Genomic DNA, 15,905 nt, shown 5'->3' with positions numbered 1-15,905 from the left:
GATCGTAGCGTGACCCGAAGAGGAGGCCGGGTGAGCGACTTGAAGCAGAAGGTGGCGCGGTTGCGCCAGGCGTACGCGCCGCACGAGCACCGCCCGCTCGGTGGCTACCTGGCGGCGATGGGCACCTACGCCGGGGTGACCGGCGCGATCGCCGGTCTGGTGAAGGTGACCGGGCGGAGCGTGCCCGAGCGGCCTGCCACGTCGGACGTGGTGCTGCTCGCCATCGCCACCCACAAGCTGAGCCGATTGCTCTCCAAGGATGCGGTGACCAGTCCGTTGCGGGCCCCCTTCACCCGCTACGACCGACCGATCGGCAGCGGCGAGGTGATGGAGCAGGTGCGCGACTCGGGCAGCTCCACCCGCCATGCCATCGGGGAACTGCTCAGCTGCCCGTTCTGCCTGGCCGTCTGGGTGGCCACCGGTCTCACCGGCGGGCTGGTGCTCGCGCCGCGACTGACCCGGCTCGTCGCCACGGCACTGACCGCGGTGGCCGCCTCCGATTTCCTGCAGATGGGCTACGCGGTGGCCCAGCAGGCGGCCGAGGGCGGTGGCGGCGAGAAGGATTGACGGTACCCACGACGAGGCCGACGCCGGGACACGGGTCGGCCTCGTCGTTGCTGCTGTCTGGCCGGTTGCCGGCGGCATGGCAGTCACCTGGGCTGCCGGGTGACTCACAGGTAGCCGGGCCTGCCTCGCGGGGCCTCAGCCAGCGGCAGGACCGCGGTTCAGCGCTGCATCCCGGACCAGCCGCGCGGCGACTCCGGCTCCCGCTCGTCCTCGTCGGCGCCGGTGACGATGTCCCGGTCGACGGCGGTGCGGTCGTGTTCGTTGGCGAAGTCGGGTTCCGGCAGGGTGTCCGTCCCCTCCGGCGGCTGGCCGAGCGCGGGCGGATGGGGGTGCTGATCTTCCTCGCGCTGCGTCATCGTGTACCTCTCCTCGTCGCCGGTCCCGGCCGGCTGATCAGCCCGCCGAGCCACCCAGCAGGTCGGTCACCTCGTCGACCGCGTACTCGCCCTGTGGCAGCGCGTTGAGCCGGGCCAGCAGCTGCGCCGGCAGCTCCGCGGCGACCGCGCGGCGGTAGATGTCCACCTGACTGATCCGCTCCTGACCGTGGTAGAGGTCGTCGAGCAGTTCGTCGAGCGGACGGGTGTCCACCTCCTCGGTCTCCACCTCGTCCCCGACCGCGGCAACCGTGCCGGGCAGGTCGGTGGTGGGCGGATCGAGCGCGGCGGTGTCGACCACGGGCACGTCGGCCAGGATGGCTTCGGGTAGCCGAGCCTGCGTCGTCGGTGCCGTGGGCGCCTCGGTCACGGGTACGTCATCGCTCACCCCCGTGACCTACCCGCCCCCACCCCGCCAAAACACCCCCTCGCCCCCACCCACCCCCTCGCCCCTCTGCGTTGATCATGAGGGTGGCGGCACCGTGGAGATCAACTACTGCCGCTAACCTCATGATCAAAACGGTCGGTGGGGGGGGGGGGGAGGGCGGGTAGGCGGGGGTGGGGAGGGATGTGGTGGCGCGGGTGGCACGGCGGGCGCGGACGGCGGCGGCCAGTTCGGCGAGCACCTCGTCGGTGGTGTCCCAGCCGATGCAGGCGTCGGTGACCGACTGGCCGTAGGTGAGTTCGCGGGTGGGGTCGAGGTCCTGTCGACCCGGTACCAGGAAGCTCTCCAGCATGATCCCCACGATGCCCCGCTGACCGGCGGCAATCTGTGCGGCCACGTCGGCGGCCACCACGGGCTGGTTACGGTGGTCCTTGCCGCTGTTGGCGTGGCTGGCGTCCACCACCAGCCGTTCCGGCAGCTCTGCGGCGCGCAGCAGGTCCAGCGCACCGGCGACGGACGCGGCGTCGTAGTTCGGCCGGCCGCCGCCACCCCGCAGCACCAGGTGGCCGTCCGCGTTGCCCCGGGTGTGCATGATCGCCGGGGTGCCGGAGACGTCGATGCCGGGGAAGACGTGCGGCACGCCGGCGGCCCGGATCGCGTCGACCGCGGTGCCGATGCTGCCGTCCGGACGGTTCTTCATGCCGATCGGCATGGACAGCCCGGAGGCAAGCTGGCGGTGCACCTGGCTCTCCACGGTGCGCGCCCCGATCGCCCCCCACGCGACGGTGTCCGCGATGTACTGCGGGGTGATCGGGTCGAGGAACTCGCAACCCACCGGCAGGCCGAGACGCAGCACGTCGAGCAGCAGCGCCCGGGCTCGACGCAGACCCGTGTTGACGTCCCCGGAACCGTCCAGCCCCGGATCGTTGATCAGACCCTTCCAGCCGACCGTGGAACGCGGCTTCTCGAAGTAGACCCGCATCACGACGAGCAGGTCCTCGTCGACCCGCTCGGCCGCCGCGCGCAGCCGGTGCGCGTAGTCGAGGGCGGCGGCGGGGTCGTGGACCGAGCACGGCCCGACCACCACCAGCAGCCGGTCGTCGGTACGGTCGAGCACCTGACCGACCGCCCGGCGGCCGGCCAGCACGGCCGCCGTCAGGGCGTCGTCCAAAGGCAGTTCGTGCAGCAGCAGGGCTGGGGTGGTCAGCGGTACGACACGGTCGATCCGCTGGTCGATGACCCGGTGGTTCTCCGGGGTCGTCACGGTGGGCATCCTTCCGCCGACCGCACCCGGGGCCGGTGCCCGGGTCGAGCCGGCTGCTCGTACGCGAAAGGGCAGGAACGAAAGCTCCTGCCCGGCCGGCTCGACAACGGTGACGTCAGATCATGGTGAAGTCACCGGCCTGCGAGCCGGCTGGCTAAACCATCGATACGAGCGCGTCACGGCGGTAAGCGTACCCGACCGCGCCCGAGCGCTCATCCTCTCGTCGACAGAGCCTCCCCCGGCGTTCATCAGAGTCGATGAAACTCCCGGTAATTCCAGCGTCGCCGAACGCGGATCATCCGGAGGTTTCCCATGGATCGTCGTACCGTCCTGCGCGCCACCGTCGCCGGTGGCGCCGCCGCCTTCTCCGGCAGCCTGTGGGCGGGCGCCGCCGTGGCCGCGCCCGCTCAGCCCGGCCCCAGCCCCTACGGCTCGCTCCGGAGCGCCGACAGCAACGGCATCCAGCTGCCCACCGGATTCACCAGCCGGGTGATCGCCCGGTCCCGCCAGACCGTCTCCGGGACGTCGTACACCTGGCACGACGCCCCCGACGGCGGTGCCTGCTTCGTCGCCGGCACCGGCTGGATCTACGTCTCGAACTCCGAGATCACTCCGGGCGGTGGCGCCTCGGCGGTGCGGTTCAACGCCGACGGCAGCATCGCCTCGGCGTACCGGATCCTCTCCAACACCAACCAGAACTGTGCCGGTGGCGCCACCCCGTGGGGCACCTGGCTCTCCTGTGAGGAGGTCAGCCGCGGATACGTCTACGAGACGTACCCGCAGGGCGGCACCGCCGCGGTGCGGCGGGCGGCGATGGGACGGTTCAAGCACGAGGCCGCCGCCTGCGACCCGGACCGTCGGGTGATCTACCTGACCGAGGACGAGAGCAACGGGTGCTTCTACCGGTTCCGGCCGAACAGTTGGGGCAATCTCTCCGCCGGCACCCTGGAGGTGCTGGTCGCGGGGACCGCCACCAGCGGCCCGGTGACCTGGGCGCGGGTGCCGGACCCGGACGGGTCGCCGACGCTGACCCGCAGCCAGGTCTCCGGTGCCAAGCGGTTCAACGGTGGCGAGGGCTGCTGGTACGACGACGGCACCTGCTGGTTCACCACCAAGGGCGACAACCGGGTCTGGGCGTACGACGCGGTCAACCAGCGCATCGATCTGGCGTACGACGACTCCCTGGTCTCCGGCAGCGCGCCGCTGACCGGGGTGGACAACATCACCGGCGCCGGTTCGGGCGACCTCTACGTGGCCGAGGACGGCGGCAACATGGAGATCAACGTCATCACTCCCGCCGGGGTGGTCGCGCCATTCCTGCGGATCACCGGGCAGTCCTCCTCGGAGATCTGTGGGCCGGCCTTCTCGCCGGACGGCACCCGGTTCTACTTCTCGTCGCAGCGTGGCACCTCCGGCTCCTCGTCCGGCGGCATCACCTACGAGGTGCGTGGCCCGTTCCGCTGAGCCGAGCTTGACGTTGTGGCAGGGCCCCGTCCTCGTTGAGGAGGAGCCCTGCCCGCCCCCGAGTGCGGGAGACGGGGGCGGGGTATGAGGAGCGGCATGACTGACGAGCGAAGCGACCAGGAGCGGGTGGAGTCCCGCGCCCACCTGCTACCGGAAGAGGCGGCGGCCGGCAGCGACGACGCGCATGCCCAGGCCGACGCGATCCTGGCCGAGTCCGACGCCCGGGAGGCCGACCAGAACGCCGCCCCCGACACGGTGCTGGAGCGGCGTACGTCGGATCAGACCGTCAACCCCGTCGAGCCGCCGGACTGAGCGCTGGCGCCGCGCCCTCGGCGGGATCCTCGGTAGGTGTGCTGGCGCAGCCAGGCCAGGGGCCCGGCCAACCGCAGTTCCTCCGGGACGTTGCCCACCGGGTCGAAGGCCAGCGCGGCGTCCTCCCGCACGCCGAGCTGATCGCCGATGGTGACCTGCCCGAAAGGTCGCCACGGTCCGACGGCGGAGGCGACGGCGAGGACCAGCCCGGGCCGGCCGGCCGCCACCGCGGTGGACAGGCCGGACAGGTCGTGGCCCAGGTCGGGTGATTCCGGGTCGGCCAGCGCGGCCAACCAGAGCCGCCGCCGGCCGGTCCGGTACGACATCACCGAGCTGTACGTGCCGGTGAACCGACGTCGGGGCAGTGGCAGGTGTCGCAGCACCGGCGCGGCGGCGCTGGAGCTGACCAGCAGATCGAACGGTCGTCCGGCCTGGCGGTGTATCCGCACCGCCAGGCCGAGCACGTCGGGCCAGGCGTGCGGGGTGGGCGTTCCCTTGGAGAGGCGGACGGTGGCCGGGTAGCGACCGGGCCGGTCGAGCAGCCGGACACCGGTCGGCGGGCCGGCCGTACCCCAGACGAGCACCTCACCGGCGAAGGACCGGCCGGCCGGGTGCAGCATCCGGCCCCGGCGCAGCCGGGCCAGGGCCCGTGCCGCTCGTTCGGTGATGACGGCGGGCTGCGGCCAGGGAATCGTCGGCATGTCTTCCGCATACCCAGGGCCGTACCGTCGATGCCGCCCCTCGGCGCTGCCCCGTGACGTGCGGTCGTCGCGTCACTGGGCGCGGCTCGCCGGTGGGGTGTCCCGGGGCCTGCCGGGACGAAAGATCGGATAGCGTCGGTGCCATGCCCGACAGCGGTTACCCCTGGCCGATCTCGACGACCCGACTGGACAATGGCCTGCGCGTGGTGGTCAGCGAGGATCGCACCGCCCCGGCGGTTGCGGTCAACCTCTGGTACGACGTGGGTTCCCGGCACGAGCCGGCCGGTCAGACCGGCTTCGCCCATCTCTTCGAGCATCTGATGTTCGAGGGTTCGACGCACGTCGCGAAGACCGAGCACATGAAGTTGGTCCAGGGGGCCGGCGGCTCGCTCAACGCCACCACCAACCCGGACCGCACCAACTACTTCGAGACGGTCCCGGCGGAGCACCTTGAGTTGGCGCTCTGGCTGGAGGCCGACCGGATGGGCGGGCTGGTGCCGGCGCTGACCCAGGAAACGCTGGACAACCAGCGGGACGTGGTCAAGAACGAGCGGCGGCAGCGCTACGAGAACGTGCCGTACGGCGACGCCTGGCTGCGGCTGCTGCCGCTGCTCTATCCGCCGGGTCACCCATATCATCACGCCACCATCGGGTCCATGGCCGATCTGAACGCCGCCGACCTGGCCACCTTCCAGGCGTTCCACCGGACCTACTACGCGCCGAACAACGCCGTGCTCACCGTGGTCGGTGACACCACCGTCGACGAGGTCGTCACCCTGGCCGAGAAGTACTTCGGCGGCATCCCGCCCCGGCCGGACATCCCCCCGGCACCCGACGGCCGGGTCGTGCCGGCCACCGGAGTGCCGGCCGAGGAGACAGTGGTCACCGAGGTGCCGGCGCCCCGCGTGTACGTCGCGCATCGCACCCATCCGTTCGGCAGCCCCGGGTACGACGTGGTGACGGTGCTGGCCACCGTGCTCGGCAGCGGTCGGGGCAGCCGGCTCTACCAGCGGCTCGCCGATGGTGAACGGATCGCCCAGCCCGATCTGGTCGGGGCGTACGGGGTGGACCTGGCGCACGCCCCGGCACCGCTGATCGCCACCGCCACCGCCCGCCCGGGAGTCAGCGGTGAGCGGTTGGCGGCCGGGCTCGCCGAGGTGGTCGACGAACTGGCGACCGTGCCGGTCACCGCCACCGAACTGGACCGCGCCAAGGCGTTGCTGACCACCGCCTGGTGGCGGCAGATGTCCACGGTGGACGGTCGGGCGGACGCGCTGAGCCGGTACGCCACCCAGTTCGGTGACCCGGCCACGGTGACCGAGCGGTTACCGGCCTGGCTCGCGGTGACCGCCGAGGAAATCGCCGAGGTGGCGGCCGACACGCTTGCCGCCGACGACCGGGCGACCCTGACCTACCTTCCCGAGGAGAAGCTGTGAGCGCGAGCAGTGAGCGGCCCTCAGTGACCCTGATCGCTGACCGGCCCGGCCCGGGCGCGGCCCGCCCGTACCGTTTCCCCCAGGTGGTCCGCCGCTCCGTCGCCGGTGGCGACGTCGTCGCCGCGCACCTGCCCGGGCAGAACCTCGCCGTGGCGATGCTGCTGCTGGACGCGGGCGCCGGCCGGGAACCGGTGGGCCGCGAGGGACTTGGCGGGGTGCTGGCCAAGGCGCTGGAGGAGGGCACCACCCAGCGCGACGCCACCGCGTACGCGCTGGCCATCGAGGCGCTCGGCACCGAGCTGGTGACCGGGCTGGACTGGGACACCTTCCAGGCGAGCGTGCAGGTGCCGGTGGGCCGGCTGGGTGCGGCGGTGGAACTGCTCGCCGAGGCGGTGCGTACCCCGAGGCTGGACCCGGACGACGTCCGGCGGGTCCGCGACGACGAGGTGACCGCACTACGGATGGACTGGGCCAATCCGGGACCTCGGGCCGACGCGGCGTTGCGCGCCGACCTGTTCGGCGCCGGCAACCGTTGGGGCCGCCCGATGTACGGCGACCCCGACTCGGTGGCCGGTCTGGACGTGGAGGACGTCACCGTCTTCCACTCGGAGTGGTTCATCCGTCCGGGCACCCTCGTCGTCGCCGGCGACCTGGACCGGCTCGACCTGGACGCCCTCGCGGCCACGGCGTTCACCGGCACCGGCGGCGGGCCGGTTGACCGGGGCGCACCGATCGATGTGCCGGTGCGTGCCGAGCGGCGGATCATCCTTGTCGACCGGCCCGGATCGGTGCAGTCCACGCTGCGGCTCGGTCATCCGGGACCACACCGGGCGCACCCGGACCATGTGCCGATCGCGCTTGCCGGCACCGTGCTCGGCGGAGCGTTCACCTCCCGGCTGAACCACCTCATTCGGGAGGTGCGCGGTTACACGTACGGCATCCGGGGCGACTTCGCCTCGTCCCGTCGGTTCGGCCGGTTCGCGGTCAGCTCGGGGGTGCAGACGGCCGTCACCGCACCGGCGCTGGTCGAGGCGGTCGGGGAGATCGCGCGTACCCAGGCCGGCGGGGTGACCGAGGACGAGCTGGCGGTGGCCCGGTCCTGGCGGGCGGGCCAGCTCTCGGTCGAGTTGCAGAGCCCACGGGCCATCGCCGGGGCGCTGAGCACGCTTGTGGTGCACGACCTGCCGGACGACTACCATGCCCGGCTGCGGGAGGAACTGCTCGGTGCTCAGGTGGACCAGGTCTCGGCGGCTGCCGCCACGCACCTGCGCCCGGAGTCGCTGACCCTGGTGGTGGAGGGCGACGCCGCGGTGATCAGGGACGAGCTGGTGGCCACCGGTCTCGGTGAGCTGATCGACCACCCGCCGGCGGGTTGATCGACAAGCCCACCGGCCGGGATTGTGACGTCGGTCGCGGCGTCGGCGGTCCGAGCTGAGATGCTGCGGCGGACCACGGTGCTGCGGCGGTGTTCTTCCGGCTGAACCGGTCGGCGGGTGGTGACTGTCCCGGACCGGACGGGCTCGGCCCGGCCGGCGGGATCCCCGGCGGTGGGAAAGGGTTCCCGGTCCGGGCGCCGGGCTGGGTAGCCTCGCGGGCATGAGGATCGGCATTGTGGGAGCCACCGGCCAGGTCGGTGGCGTGATGCGGCAGGTGCTGGCGGAGCGTGACTTCCCGGCGGAGCAGGTAAGGCTGTTCGCCTCGGCGCGCTCGGCCGGGCGTACGCTGCCGTGGCGCGGCGAGGAGATCACCGTCGAGGACGCGGCCACCGCGGACTACTCCGGGCTGGACATCGTGCTCTTCTCGGCCGGCAAGGGTTCCGCCAAGGAGTTGGCCCCTCGGGTCGCCGCCGCCGGTGCGGTCGTCATCGACAACTCCTCGGCGTTCCGGATGGACCCGCAGGTGCCGTTGGTCGTCGCCGAGGTCAACCCGCATGCGGTGGCCGCCCGACCCAAGGGCATCATCGCCAACCCGAACTGCACCACGATGGCCGCCATGCCGGTGCTGCGTCCGCTGCACGCCGAGGCGGAACTGGTCGCCCTGGTCGTCTCCACCTACCAGGCGGTCTCGGGCGCCGGCCTGGCCGGCGTCGCCGAGCTGGACGAGCAGGTCCGCAAGGTGGCCGAGACCGCCACCGGGCTCACCTTCGACGGCGGCGCGGTGGACTTCCCCGCCCCCCGTTCGTTCGCCCAGCCGATCGCTTTCAACGTGCTGCCGCTGGCCGGCTCGATCGTCGACGACGGGTCGGCGGAGACCGACGAGGAGCAGAAGCTTCGCAACGAGAGCCGCAAGATCCTGGAGATCCCCGACCTGAAGGTCTCCGGTACCTGCGTACGAGTGCCGGTCTTCACCGGCCACTCGCTCCAGATCAACGCCCGGTTCACCCGGCCGATCAGCCCGCAGCGGGCGTACGAGCTGCTCACCGACGCGCCCGGCGTCGCGCTCTCCGATGTGCCGACCCCGTTGCGGGCGGCCGGGCAGGATCCGACGTTCGTCGGCCGGATCCGCGCCGACGAGACCGTCGAGCACGGCCTGGCGCTGTTCTGCTCCAACGACAACCTGCGCAAGGGCGCGGCACTCAACGCCGTGCAGCTTGCCGAGCTGGTTGCCGCCGAGGGCTGAACCACAGCGACACCGGGCCCGGCCTTCGCCGGTCGTGGCGGCCGACCCACGCTCTGGCGGAGCGTGCAGCGCCCGCGCGGTGACCGGCCACGTTACTGGCTGCGGCCGTCGGGTAGACCCCTGGTTGCCCGACACCCAGAGGGAGGCGCCATGACAACGGTCGGAGAGTTCATGACGACCCGGTTGGTGACCATGGACGGCAACGCCACGCTCGTCGCGGCGGCCCAGGAGATGCGCGACTCCGCGATCGGTGACGTGGTGGTGACCGACGGAGACAACGTGGTCGGCATCGTCACGGACCGGGACATCACGGTCCGCGGCGTGGCCGAGAGCATGGACCCGGACACCACCCGGCTGAACCAGATCACCACCAAGGACGTGGTGACGGTGAGTCAGTACGACGACGCCGTCGCCGCCGCCGACCTGATGCGGACGTACGCCGTGCGGCGGCTGCCCGTGGTGGAGGACGGCCGGCTGATCGGCCTGGTGTCCATGGGCGATCTGGCGGTCGAGCGGGAGCCCCAGTCGGTGCTGGCCGACATCAGCGCGGACGATCCCAACAACTGATCGCCTCCACCAACCGAAGCCGGTTCCCGAGCCATCGGGAGCCGGCTTCGCGCTGGCCCGACGCCACGGGCCCGTGCGCTACCGCACCCGGCAACTCGGCGTGGCCGGTGACCGGGTCCACCCGGCCGCGCGGTATCACCCCAAGCGGGTGAGGTTGAGCCACCGGGCGTCGGGGACCCCTGCTGCGGGACATGAGCGACCGGGAGGAGGGGCCCGATGGCGGATGCGACCACGCGGTTTTTCGAGGACCTCGACCAGCAGGGGTACGAACCTCTGCTGGCGAAGATTTCCGGAGCCCTGCGCTTCGACCTGCACGAGGGACCGCAGACCACCCACTGGCTGATGCGGATCGACCGGGGAAACATCCAGGTCAGCCGGCAGGACATGGAGGCCGACACGGTGGTCGGCACCAGCCCCGCGCTCTTCGAGGAACTGGTCACCGGCCGCGAGAACGGGCTGGCGGCGCTGCTCCGGGGGGACATGACGGTCACCGGTGACGCCCGCCTGGTGGTGCAGGTCGAACGGATTTTCCCCAGCTCGCCGTACGCCAGGGGACCGCAGCGCTACCGGAAGGGGGTGCAGTGATGGCGCCCAGCCACACCGTACGGATCCTCGACGGCAACAACTTCGTCGTCAGCGAGGCCACCGGGGACATCGAGGCGACACCTACCGAACCGACCGGGCTGTTCTCCATCGACACCCGCTTTCTCTCCAAGTGGGTGCTCACGGTCAACGGTGAGCGGCTGAACGCCCTCTCCTACGACGACCTCCAGTACTACGAGTCGCGCTTCTTCCTGGTGCCCGGGCTGGCCACGCACTACGTGGACGCGAAACTGTCGATCATCCGGGAACGGGCGGTCGGTGGGAGCTTCCGGGAAGACATCACCATCCTCAACCACGACGAGAAGGCAGTCGACCTGGAGATCCGGATGGACGCCGGCTGCGACTTCGCCGACCTGTTCGAGGTCAAGGACGAGATCCTCAACAAAAAGGGTGAGATCTACTGTGAGGCCGAGCCGGACCGGCTGCGCCTGGGCTACCGGCGCGGCAACTTCAAGCGCGAAACGATCATCTCGTCCTCCGCGCCGGCCCGGTACGACCGCAACGGCTTCGCGTACTCCATCCACCTGGAACCGAACGAGCAGTGGGACACCCGCATCGACGTGCAGACCCTGGCGCTCGGCCCGGGCGGTCGGGACCTCCGCTTCGGGTTGCGGGTGCACGGCAACGAGCGGCTCGCCCTGCAGCACGACCTGGAAGAGTGGATCGCCAAGGCGCCGACGGTCAACAGCGAGCACGACAAGGTGGCCGCGACGTACCGCAAGTGCATCGTCGACCTGGCGGCGTTGCGCTTCTCGCCGCTCTCGCTGGGCGGTCAGACCCTGCCCGCCGCCGGTCTGCCCTGGTTCATGACCATGTTCGGTCGGGACAGCATCCTGACCTGCCTGCAGACGCTGCCGTTCACACCGGAGCTGAGCACGACCACACTGCGGATCCTCGCGGCCCTTCAGGGCACCCGGTTCGACGACTTCCGGGAAGAGGACCCGGGCCGGATCCTGCACGAGATGCGGTACGGCGAGAGCGCCGCGTTCGAGGAACAGCCACACTCGCCGTACTACGGAGCGGTCGACTCCACCCCGCTGTTCGTGGTGCTGCTCGACGAGTACGAGCAGTGGAGTGGCGACGGCGCGCTGGTCAAGGAGCTGGAGCAGGAGTGCCGCCGGGCCTTCAAGTGGATCGACGACTACGCCGACCTGGTCGGCAACGGTTACATCTGGTACGAGCGGCGCAACACCGACACCGGCCTGGAGAACCAGTGCTGGAAGGACTCCTGGGACTCCATCTCCTACCGCGACGGCACCCTGCCGCCGTTTCCCAGGGCCACCTGCGAGGTGCAGGGGTACGCGTACGACGCGAAGATGCGCGGCGCGCGGCTGGCCCGCGAGTTCTGGGACGACCCGACGTACGCCGACCAACTGGAGCGCGAGGCTGCGGCCCTGAAGGAACGGTTCAACCGGGACTGGTGGGTCGAGGACGGCGGCTACTACGCGCTCGCGCTCGATCCGGACGGACGACAGTGCGACGTGCTCAGCTCCAACATCGGCCACCTGCTCTGGAGCGGGATCGTCGACGACGACCGGGCCGAGCAGATCGCCAATCACCTGGTCGGGCCGAGGCTGTTCACCGGGTGGGGGGTGCGGACCCTGGCCGAGGGCGAGGTGCGCTACAACCCCATCGGCTACCACAACGGCACCGTCTGGCCCTTCGACACCTCGTTCTGCGCCTGGGGTCTGCGTCGGTACGGCTTCGCCGAGGAGGCCGCCATGATCGCCAACGGCATCCTGGACGCGGCCCGGTACTTCGACGGCCGGTTGCCGGAGGCGTTCGGCGGTTATCCGCGCGAGCAGACGAAGTTCCCGGTGGAGTACCCGACGGCGTGCAGTCCGCAGGCGTGGTCGACGGGGGCTCCGCTGCTGTTGCTGCGCACGATGCTCGGCCTGGAGCCGCACGAGGGGCACCTGGCGGTCGAGCCGCGACTGCCGGTCGGCATGGGCCGGATCGAGGTGCTTGACATCCCCGGCCGCTGGGGCCGGGTGGACGCCTTCGCCCGTGGCCGGGTCGACCTGCACTCGCGCGCCGGGTGACCGGCGCGGCCGGGTTGCCCAATCGGGCGACGGGCGACCCGGCCGCGCCCGGCGGGTCGTGGTGACCACCGTCCCTACCGGTGCGTAACCTACTCGGGGTAAAGTTTCGGGATGCCGGAACTCGTGTACCCGCCCGTCATCGCCGCAGCCAAGACGATGTTCCGGGTCCTCGACCTGAAGCTCACCGTCGAGGGCGATCATCACGTTCCCCGTACCGGGGGAGCGGTGCTGGCCAGCAACCACGTGAGTTACCTCGACTTCATCTTCTGCGGCCTGGGCGCCCTCGAGTCCCGACGTCTCGTCCGTTTCATGGCCAAGGACTCGGTGTTCCGGCACCGGGTGTCCGGGCCGTTGATGCGCGGCATGCGACACATCCCGGTGGACCGGCGCGCCGGTGCCGACTCGTACGCCGCCGCTGTGGCGGCGCTGCGCTCCGGGGAGGTGGTCGGCGTCTTCCCCGAGGCGACGATCAGCCGCTCCTTCACCGTCAAGGAACTCAAGAGCGGGGCCACCCGGATGGCCAGCGAGGCGCAGGTACCGGTGCTGCCGGTCGCGCTCTGGGGCACCCAGCGGCTGTGGACGAAGGGGCGCCCGCGTACGCTCACCCGCCGGCACACCCCGATCACCATCCTGGTCGGCGAGCCGATGGATCCGGCCGCGTACCAGGACCCCGCCGCGATGACCGAGGATCTGCGTACCCGACTGACCGCGCTTGTCGACCGGGCTCAGCGGGAGTACCCGGACCAGCCCGGCACGCCGTCGGACCGGTGGTGGCTGCCGGCGCATCTCGGTGGCAGCGCGCCGACCCCACAGGAGGCCACCGCGCTCGACGCCGACGACCGGCGCTCCACGACCCCCTGACCACCGCGGTCCGGCCGTTCCAGGGGGCCTACCGCTGGCCGGACGCCGCACCGTACGGTGGCGCGTCGGCGTGCCTCGGCCGGTAGTAGTCATCCCGGGAGTGGAACTCCACGGGCAGGGCGCCGGGCAGCAGCACCCGCCCCGCGCCGCCGAACGACGCGGTCCGGGTCAGGCGGGCGAGCGCGTCCCGCTCGGGCGGGGACAGGTCCACCAGCTCCGGCCGGACCAGCCGGAACGTGGCGATTGCGTGGCGCAGCTGTCGGGCGAGCGGGCCGATCCGGTCGTCGGGACCGACCAGGGCGAGTGCCGGCTGCCGGATCGTACGCAACGCGTCACAGACCACCAGCAAGGTCGCGAGGTCGCCGCCGGCAGCAGGCAGCAAATCCAGCCGGGACGGCCACTGCCAGCGGATCTGCCCGCTGACCAGCCCGGGCAGCCGGGCCGCCCCGCGCTGTCCGGGGCCCACGAGGGCGAGCTGAGTGCCGGCGCTGACGTACGCCAGCCGGTGATCGGTGACGGTGAGGGCCACCGGGACGGGCAGCGCCCAGGCCCGGTGGGCGTCGCTGGGACCGAGGAGGTATCCGGCCACGTCCACCCGGTGGCGGTCGAGCACGTGCTCGCCGAAATCCGGTACCAGCTCATACCGCCGGTCCAGCACCGGACCCGTGCCGTCGTCCACCGCGTCGAACCGGTGCGGTGCGATGAAGAACGGGGAGACGTCATCGTGCATCGTCGCGACCTCCGGTGCGGACGGCATCTACCCACGAGCCTCGCCCAGGCGTCCGCCGCTGTCATGACGCCCGTTAGGGGGTCGGCTGATCGGTCGACGCACGCGACCGGTAGATACCAATTTCCTCTGGTCGGACGAGTCCGTCCTCAATCGCCCGGGCGAGCAGCGCCGCCTTCGTGGCGGCCGGTCGGCCCGCCCGCGTGTACTTGATCCTCGCCCGGTCGACGTACTGCTTCACGGTGTGCTCGCTGATTCGCATCCGTCGGGCCACCGAAGCCTTCGACATCGACTGGAACCACAGCAGCAGCGCCTCACGTTCCTTGTCGGACAGCATCGGGCGGTCCGGCCGCGGATCGCCGACCATCGCGCCGGCCAGCGCCGGCGCGACGTACGGTCGGTCGCTCGCCGCATCGAGCACCGTCGCCACACAGTGTTCCCGCCCTTCGTGCTTGGCCAGGAACGCCACCGCCCCGGCGTCCAACGCGGCGAGCATCGTGGCGGGGTCGGAGTGTTCGGAGTAGACCACCACGCGTCGCCCGGCGGAGCTGAGCTCGGCCAGCTTGTCCAGCACCAGCCGGCCGTGCAACCGCAGGTCGAGAAGGACCACGTCGGCCTGCGGCGCCGTGCGCAACACCTCGTCCGGATCGTCACCGGTGGCCAGCACGGTCAGTCGGGGCTCGGTGGCGAGCCAGGCGCGCACCCCGTCGATGACCACCGGGTGGTCGTCCACGATCGCCACACCGACGGGCCGTCCCGGCGTCACCGGTGCCAGCGCGTCTGCGTCCATCTGATCTTCCCGTCCCGTTCGTAGAGGTGCTCCACCTGCCCGTCCGCGTCCTCCGGCGGATGCCCGGGGTCATCCGGGCCTTCCCGGTCGGGTGTGACGAGACTGACCACCACCTCGTCCGGGCTGGAGACGACGGTCAGCCGGGCCCAGTCCTGTGCGTCCGCGAGGCCGGCGGTGAGCGGATCCGCCAGACTGCGGCGGATCCGCACCGGCAACGGTGGCGGTGTACCAATTGTGACCAGGTCGATCGGCAGGCCGTTGCGCTCGGCCAGATCGGCTGCGGCCCGCAGCTCGTGCAGCAGCGGGTGGGGCACGTCGTCGGACTCGGCGATCAGGCGACGCAACTGGGCGGCGGCCCGTACGCAGCGGCGCTGCACCTCCGGGTCGGCCGGATCGACCCGTCCCCCAGCCAACTCGGTCAGCACCTCGCTGGCGGCGCGACCGACCAGATTCAGCCGCTCACCCCGCTCGTGCCGCGCCCGTTCGGCGGCTTCCCGCTCGGCCACCATCGCGTTCGTGGTCGCCGCCGTGGTGGCCCGCTGCCGGGACAGCGCGGCAAGCACCGACGCGCCGGCGAAGACCGCCACCGGCAGCGACGACGTGCCGTAGAGGGCCATCGTCGCCCGAGCCAGGTCGGCGGCACCCGTGGCACCGTGCAGCGCGACGGCGGTCAGCGCGGTGGCCGCGTGTGCGGCCAGCAGTACCAGCAGCCGGCGCACCGGCCGCCCCCAGAGCACCACCAGGAAGAACCAGGCGAGGGTGCCCCACACCCAGTTCGCCGGGCTGAACAGATGTGCCCGACCCACCGCGGCGAAGACCGCCACGTCGACTGCCAGTAGCAGGCTGGCCAGCGGCGCCGCCGGCAGCGGGGTGTCGCGTAGCAGCCGGATCCCAGCGATCACGCCGAGCGCCGCGACGAGTAACCAGCCCCCCAGCACCACCCCGGGCACGGCCAGCGTCGACCCGGCGGCGAGCACCGCGGGCAGTCCGATGGCCAGGTGCCAGACCAGCGCGATGGTGACCGCGACGATCCGGGCGCCCCGGTCGGAGGTGCGGGCCACCGCGGCGGCGGCCCGCACCGCACCGACCTCGTCGGACGCCGACCCGACCATCGGCTTCGGCTCTGGACCTGGCCGGGGCCGCTGCGGCAGGAACGCCGTACGGGTGGTGGTGGCTTCGGCGTACGTGGTCGT

General features: G+C 71.6%; 16 protein-coding genes and 1 pseudogene. 10 read left to right on the top strand and 7 right to left on the bottom strand.

Features of this window, described 5'->3' with window-relative positions; genetic code table 11:
- The first annotated feature begins 30 nt into the window (after window positions 1–30).
- The gene (locus KBX50_RS07090) at window positions 31–567 is read left to right on the top strand and encodes a DUF1360 domain-containing protein (RefSeq protein ID WP_210935686.1); all 537 of its coding nucleotides are present in this window, start codon (window positions 31–33) and stop codon (window positions 565–567) included.
- 158 nt (window positions 568–725) lie between these two features.
- Here KBX50_RS07090 and KBX50_RS07085 read toward each other — a convergent pair whose 3' ends face one another.
- The 3 genes and pseudogenes from KBX50_RS07085 to KBX50_RS07075 all read right to left on the bottom strand — a co-directional run.
- Entirely contained in the window at window positions 726–923 is a 198-nt protein-coding gene (locus KBX50_RS07085; protein ID WP_164447568.1) for a hypothetical protein, read from the bottom strand.
- Between the two features lie 37 nt (window positions 924–960).
- Window positions 961–1,203, bottom strand: a complete 243-nt coding sequence (locus KBX50_RS07080) for a hypothetical protein (protein ID WP_210935990.1) — start codon at window positions 1,201–1,203, stop codon at window positions 961–963.
- Between the two features lie 307 nt (window positions 1,204–1,510).
- Window positions 1,511–2,599, bottom strand: a pseudogene (locus tag KBX50_RS07075) (3-deoxy-7-phosphoheptulonate synthase); the annotation flags it as partial.
- A gap of 303 nt (window positions 2,600–2,902) precedes the next feature.
- Here KBX50_RS07075 and KBX50_RS07070 point away from each other — a divergent pair.
- A complete protein-coding gene (locus tag KBX50_RS07070; RefSeq protein ID WP_210935685.1) occupies window positions 2,903–4,054 on the top strand; it encodes an alkaline phosphatase PhoX in 1,152 nt (383 codons plus the stop codon).
- Window positions 4,055–4,150: 96 nt separating this feature from the next.
- Window positions 4,151–4,366, top strand: coding sequence for a hypothetical protein (locus tag KBX50_RS07065; protein WP_210935683.1), 216 nt, complete (start codon window positions 4,151–4,153; stop codon window positions 4,364–4,366).
- Here KBX50_RS07065 and KBX50_RS07060 read toward each other — a convergent pair.
- On the bottom strand, window positions 4,333–5,067 hold the full coding sequence (locus KBX50_RS07060) for a phosphodiesterase (protein ID WP_210935681.1): 735 nt from the start codon (window positions 5,065–5,067) through the stop codon (window positions 4,333–4,335). The genes KBX50_RS07065 and KBX50_RS07060 overlap by 34 nt on opposite strands.
- Before the next feature lie 143 nt (window positions 5,068–5,210).
- On the opposite strand from KBX50_RS07060, the gene KBX50_RS07055 reads away from it, so the two are divergent.
- From KBX50_RS07055 to KBX50_RS07025, 7 genes are all read left to right on the top strand, one after another.
- On the top strand, window positions 5,211–6,503 hold the full coding sequence (locus KBX50_RS07055) for a pitrilysin family protein (RefSeq protein WP_210935679.1): 1,293 nt from the start codon (window positions 5,211–5,213) through the stop codon (window positions 6,501–6,503).
- A gap of 23 nt (window positions 6,504–6,526) precedes the next feature.
- Entirely contained in the window at window positions 6,527–7,879 is a 1,353-nt protein-coding gene (locus KBX50_RS07050) for a pitrilysin family protein (protein WP_210935988.1), read from the top strand.
- Window positions 7,880–8,099: 220 nt separating this feature from the next.
- Window positions 8,100–9,122 carry an aspartate-semialdehyde dehydrogenase gene (locus tag KBX50_RS07045; protein ID WP_210935677.1) on the top strand — a complete coding sequence of 341 codons (1,023 nt, stop codon included), beginning with the start codon at window positions 8,100–8,102 and terminating at the stop codon, window positions 9,120–9,122.
- Between the two features lie 150 nt (window positions 9,123–9,272).
- Window positions 9,273–9,689 carry a CBS domain-containing protein gene (locus KBX50_RS07040; RefSeq protein ID WP_093410484.1) on the top strand — a complete coding sequence of 139 codons (417 nt, stop codon included), beginning with the start codon at window positions 9,273–9,275 and terminating at the stop codon, window positions 9,687–9,689.
- Window positions 9,690–9,905: 216 nt separating this feature from the next.
- The gene (locus KBX50_RS07035; RefSeq protein ID WP_210935675.1) at window positions 9,906–10,274 is read left to right on the top strand and encodes an SCP2 sterol-binding domain-containing protein; all 369 of its coding nucleotides are present in this window, start codon (window positions 9,906–9,908) and stop codon (window positions 10,272–10,274) included.
- Window positions 10,274–12,334, top strand: a complete 2,061-nt coding sequence (locus KBX50_RS07030) for a glycogen debranching N-terminal domain-containing protein (RefSeq protein ID WP_210935673.1) — start codon at window positions 10,274–10,276, stop codon at window positions 12,332–12,334. The genes KBX50_RS07035 and KBX50_RS07030 overlap by 1 nt, the downstream gene beginning before the upstream one ends.
- Window positions 12,335–12,445: 111 nt before the next feature.
- Complete coding sequence (locus KBX50_RS07025) at window positions 12,446–13,195, top strand: 1-acyl-sn-glycerol-3-phosphate acyltransferase (RefSeq protein WP_210935671.1); 750 nt, start codon at window positions 12,446–12,448, stop codon at window positions 13,193–13,195.
- Between the two features lie 28 nt (window positions 13,196–13,223).
- Here the strand turns inward: KBX50_RS07025 and KBX50_RS07020 are convergent, their stop codons facing one another.
- From KBX50_RS07020 to KBX50_RS07010, 3 genes are all read right to left on the bottom strand, one after another.
- Entirely contained in the window at window positions 13,224–13,925 is a 702-nt protein-coding gene (locus KBX50_RS07020) for a hypothetical protein (RefSeq protein WP_210935669.1), read from the bottom strand.
- A gap of 73 nt (window positions 13,926–13,998) precedes the next feature.
- Complete coding sequence (locus KBX50_RS07015) at window positions 13,999–14,712, bottom strand: response regulator transcription factor (RefSeq protein ID WP_210935667.1); 714 nt, start codon at window positions 14,710–14,712, stop codon at window positions 13,999–14,001.
- Window positions 14,685–15,824 (bottom strand): hypothetical protein, encoded by a 1,140-nt coding sequence (locus KBX50_RS07010; RefSeq protein ID WP_247673309.1) that lies wholly within the window; start codon window positions 15,822–15,824, stop codon window positions 14,685–14,687. Before KBX50_RS07010 ends, KBX50_RS07015 begins: the two co-directional genes overlap by 28 nt.
- Window positions 15,825–15,905 lie beyond the last annotated feature (81 nt).

Source organism: Micromonospora sp. C51 (genome assembly GCF_018070435.1).
GTDB lineage: Bacteria > Actinomycetota > Actinomycetes > Mycobacteriales > Micromonosporaceae > Micromonospora > Micromonospora sediminimaris.
The sequence above is the reverse complement of the archived record's forward strand: the minus strand, read 5'-3'. Positions and strand labels throughout refer to the sequence as shown.

What these genes read in the sequence shown, in the direction of transcription:
- KBX50_RS07060 (WP_210935681.1), bottom strand. Translation starts at nt 5,067, where the DNA reads ATGCCGACGATTCCCTGGCCGCAGCCCGCCGTCATCACCGAACGAGCG.
- KBX50_RS07045 (WP_210935677.1), top strand. Translation starts at nt 8,100, where the DNA reads ATGAGGATCGGCATTGTGGGAGCCACCGGCCAGGTCGGTGGCGTGATG.
- KBX50_RS07010 (WP_247673309.1), bottom strand. Translation starts at nt 15,824, where the DNA reads ATGGTCGGGTCGGCGTCCGACGAGGTCGGTGCGGTGCGGGCCGCCGCC.
- KBX50_RS07065 (WP_210935683.1), top strand. Translation starts at nt 4,151, where the DNA reads ATGACTGACGAGCGAAGCGACCAGGAGCGGGTGGAGTCCCGCGCCCAC.
- KBX50_RS07015 (WP_210935667.1), bottom strand. Translation starts at nt 14,712, where the DNA reads ATGGACGCAGACGCGCTGGCACCGGTGACGCCGGGACGGCCCGTCGGT.
- KBX50_RS07070 (WP_210935685.1), top strand. Translation starts at nt 2,903, where the DNA reads ATGGATCGTCGTACCGTCCTGCGCGCCACCGTCGCCGGTGGCGCCGCC.
- KBX50_RS07020 (WP_210935669.1), bottom strand. Translation starts at nt 13,925, where the DNA reads ATGCACGATGACGTCTCCCCGTTCTTCATCGCACCGCACCGGTTCGAC.
- KBX50_RS07085 (WP_164447568.1), bottom strand. Translation starts at nt 923, where the DNA reads ATGACGCAGCGCGAGGAAGATCAGCACCCCCATCCGCCCGCGCTCGGC.
- KBX50_RS07030 (WP_210935673.1), top strand. Translation starts at nt 10,274, where the DNA reads ATGGCGCCCAGCCACACCGTACGGATCCTCGACGGCAACAACTTCGTC.
- KBX50_RS07035 (WP_210935675.1), top strand. Translation starts at nt 9,906, where the DNA reads ATGGCGGATGCGACCACGCGGTTTTTCGAGGACCTCGACCAGCAGGGG.
- KBX50_RS07025 (WP_210935671.1), top strand. Translation starts at nt 12,446, where the DNA reads ATGCCGGAACTCGTGTACCCGCCCGTCATCGCCGCAGCCAAGACGATG.
- KBX50_RS07055 (WP_210935679.1), top strand. Translation starts at nt 5,211, where the DNA reads ATGCCCGACAGCGGTTACCCCTGGCCGATCTCGACGACCCGACTGGAC.
- KBX50_RS07040 (WP_093410484.1), top strand. Translation starts at nt 9,273, where the DNA reads ATGACAACGGTCGGAGAGTTCATGACGACCCGGTTGGTGACCATGGAC.